The sequence below is a fragment of the Iamia sp. genome (assembly GCF_035575815.1).
Classification (GTDB): domain Bacteria; phylum Actinomycetota; class Acidimicrobiia; order Acidimicrobiales; family Iamiaceae; genus Iamia.
This window is the reverse complement of the sequence record NZ_DATLXO010000198.1, coordinates 1-2,988: the sequence shown is the minus strand read 5'-3', so window position 1 is coordinate 2,988 and position 2,988 is coordinate 1. Positions and strand designations below refer to the sequence as shown.

Sequence of the window (2,988 nt, the reverse complement as noted above, 5' to 3'; positions counted from 1 at the left end):
CACGCCTGCCGCCGCCTGCCAGGCCAGGTCTCGTTCCAGCCGATCGCAGGCCTCACCGTCGGAGAGGCCCTCATGGGACTGGAGCACCATCACCGTGGCCAGCACCCGGGCCGGCACGGTGGGCCGGCCCCGGACCGAGCTCGTGTAGCAATCGGCGAAGTAGTCGTGAGGAAAGATCACTTCGCCGTAGTCGGCCAGCAGGCGGTAGATCCCCCGCAGGCGCTCACCGAGCAGTTCCCTCGGGCTCTCGAAGCGTTCCTGCGCCGACACCGTTCCCAGGGCCATCCCTGAGTGTTGAGCACCGGGGCCCTCACGTGGTGGATCTCAGCGATTACTTCAGAAGCCTCCTAGGTGGCTGGTGTCTTTCGCGAGGTTGAGTGCTCGCGATTTGGTTCGGGATCGGTCAGGATTACAGACATGAGATTCGCGATCGGTGGCATGCGGTGACGGTGGGCCTCGCGCCGAAGCAGGCGGACCTGCTGGTGGGATCGGCGGTGGTCTGCGACGGTCGGGTGGGCGAGAGCTCGATCTGGGCCGTGTTGCACCGGGAGTGCTACCGGCTGTTCCCCGACGAGATGTTCGCCGACCTGTTCAGCGAGCGGGGCCGCCACAGCGTGCCGCCCTCCATCGTGGCCGTGGTCATGGTGCTGCAACGTCTCTTCGGCCTGAGCGATCGGGAAGCGGTCCAGGCATTCGAGTTCGACGCCCGCTGGAAGTACGCCGCCGGTGGGCTGGACCTGGACTACGGCAGCTTCGCCCACACCGTGCTGGTCGACATGCGGGCCCGGCTCGACGCGTCGGCATCGCCCCGGCGCATCTTCGAGGTGACGGTGGAGGCGGCCGGCGCCGCCGGGCTGGTGGGCCACAAGCGGGTTCTGGACTCCACACCCCTCTACGACGCGGTGGCCACCATGGACACCGTCACCCTGATCCGCTCCGCCATCCGGGGACTGCTGAAGGTGGCCGACGCCGCCCTGGAAACCGGGCTGCGTTCGGTGATGACCAGTGGAGACGACTACGCCAGCTCGTCCAAACCCCACATCGACTGGGACGACACCGAGGCGCGGGCCGCTCTCATCGACACCCGGGCCCGTGACGCCTACGCCTGCCTGGCCCATCTCGAAGGCCGTGAGCTCGACGCCGAGGTGGCCGACGCCGCCGCCCTGGTAGCCACCGTCGTCGGCCAGGATCTGGAGAAGAGCGAGGACGGGACCTTTCGCATCGCCCGTCGAGTGGCCAAGGACCGGGTGATCTCGACGGTGGACCCCGAGGCCCGCCACGGCCACAAGACCGCAGCACGCGGCTTCGACGGCTACAAGGGCCACGCGGCAACGGACCCCGACAGCGAGATCATCACTAATACGAAGGTGACGCCGGGCAACGCCGGGGACGCCAGCGCGGCCGAGGACCTCATCGAAGACCTCCTCGCTGAGGCAGATACCGCCGCCGAGGCCACCGCCGCCGAGGCCACCGCCGACGACAGCACCGCCGACGACAGCACCGCCGACGACGTTGACGGTGACGGCCGGCAGTTCGAGGTGCCGGCCGAGCGTTACGACGATCTCATCGCCGAGGCCGAGGCGGCAGCGGCTGCCGACGCCGCCGAGGACGCGGCCGCCGCCCAGCCCACGGTCTACGGCGATGCCGCCTACGGAACCGGGGTTTTCCAGTCCCGCCTCGAAGGCGCCGGGATCGCCTCGGGCTGCAAGACCCAGCCGCCGAGCGCCGCCGGCGGGCGCTACACCAAGGACCGCTTCGCCATCGACCTCGACGCCGCCACGGTGAGGTGCCCGAACAGTGTGACCGTGAGCATCCGACCGCACAGCGACGGTGGCGGGACCGCCTCCTTCGCCGGTGCGTGCGCCACCTGCCCGCTGCGGGGCGAGTGCACCACGTCCGCCGGCGGCCGGACGATCAGCGTCGGGCCGCACGAAGCCACCCTCGCCCGGGTCCGGGCCGCCCAGGCCGATCCCGCATGGAAGGCCGACTATCGCTCCACCCGTCCCAAGGTCGAGAGAAAGCTCGGCCATCTCATGCGCCGCAAGCACGGCGGGCGCCGGGCCCGGGTCAGGGGCACACGAAAAGTCGACGCCGACTTCAACCTCCTCGCCGCCGCAGTGAACCTGGCACGTCTCGGAGTCCTCGGGTTGCGCTCCACCGCCACCGGCGGATGGGCTGCCACCGCATGAAACCCGGCGGTTCACGGCCACGTCGACCTCAGGTACGCCACAACGGCCGCCAACGACATAGGACCAACTTGAGCGATCGACCACTGCCGAAACCGGCTCACCCCAGGAGGACCCCATGAACGCCCTGCCGCGGGCCTCAGCTGTCCGTGCCCGCCACTTCACACCAGCCACCTAGGCCGACGCAGCCCCGTCGGGGTGGCGGGCCACCGTGCGCTGCCGGCGGATGCGCCGGCGCTCCCGCTCGCTCAGGCCGCCCCAGATGCCGAACTTCTCGCCGTTGACCAAGGCGTACTCGAGGCACTTTTCGCGCACCACGCAGCCGCGGCACACACCCTTCGCCTCTCGGGTCGACGCCCCCCGCTCCGGGAAGAACAGGTCGGGATCGACGCCCAGGCAGTTGGCCTGGCCTTGCCAGCTGCGGTCCCCGAGGTCGAAACGGTGTCCCCGCCTCTGCTCCATCATCGGCCGCCTCCCCTCAACGGTGCTCGTGCTGCTGCGGCTGGACCACCTTGGCTGCCACGGGTGTAATTACAACAGTGTGATCATGGCCCCTTATCCCGCCCGAGCGCAAGGTGGACCGGTAGCATCCGCGCCACATGCGCCTGGAAGCGGTATGGGGTGACATCACCACCGAGGTCGTCGACGCCGTCGTCAATGCCGCCAACTCCTCGCTCCGGGGCGGTGGAGGCGTCGACGGGGCCATCCACCGTGCCGCCGGGCCCGAGCTGCTGGCCGCCTGCATGATCGTGGGCGGCTGCCCCACGGGTGACGCCAAGGCCACCCCCGGCTTCGGCCTGCC

At 69.9% G+C, this 2,988-nt stretch carries 4 protein-coding genes; 2 read left to right on the top strand and 2 right to left on the bottom strand.

Going from position 1 to position 2,988, the window contains the following annotated elements; translation table 11 throughout:
- Positions 1 to 285, bottom strand: a 285-nt coding sequence (locus VNL12_RS20080) for a transposase (RefSeq protein ID WP_325597052.1), incomplete at its 3' end; no start/stop codon positions are given.
- 158 nt (positions 286 to 443) lie between these two features.
- Here VNL12_RS20080 and VNL12_RS20075 point away from each other — a divergent pair.
- Positions 444 to 2,189 (top strand): IS1182 family transposase, encoded by a 1,746-nt coding sequence (locus tag VNL12_RS20075; protein WP_325597051.1) that lies wholly within the window; start codon positions 444 to 446, stop codon positions 2,187 to 2,189.
- A gap of 171 nt (positions 2,190 to 2,360) precedes the next feature.
- Here VNL12_RS20075 and VNL12_RS20070 read toward each other — a convergent pair whose 3' ends face one another.
- Positions 2,361 to 2,651 carry a WhiB family transcriptional regulator gene (locus VNL12_RS20070; RefSeq protein WP_325597049.1) on the bottom strand — a complete coding sequence of 97 codons (291 nt, stop codon included), beginning with the start codon at positions 2,649 to 2,651 and terminating at the stop codon, positions 2,361 to 2,363.
- Positions 2,652 to 2,785: 134 nt separating this feature from the next.
- Here VNL12_RS20070 and VNL12_RS20065 point away from each other — a divergent pair.
- Positions 2,786 to 2,988 (top strand): macro domain-containing protein (locus VNL12_RS20065; protein ID WP_325597047.1); only part of this gene is annotated, 203 nt, incomplete at its 3' end.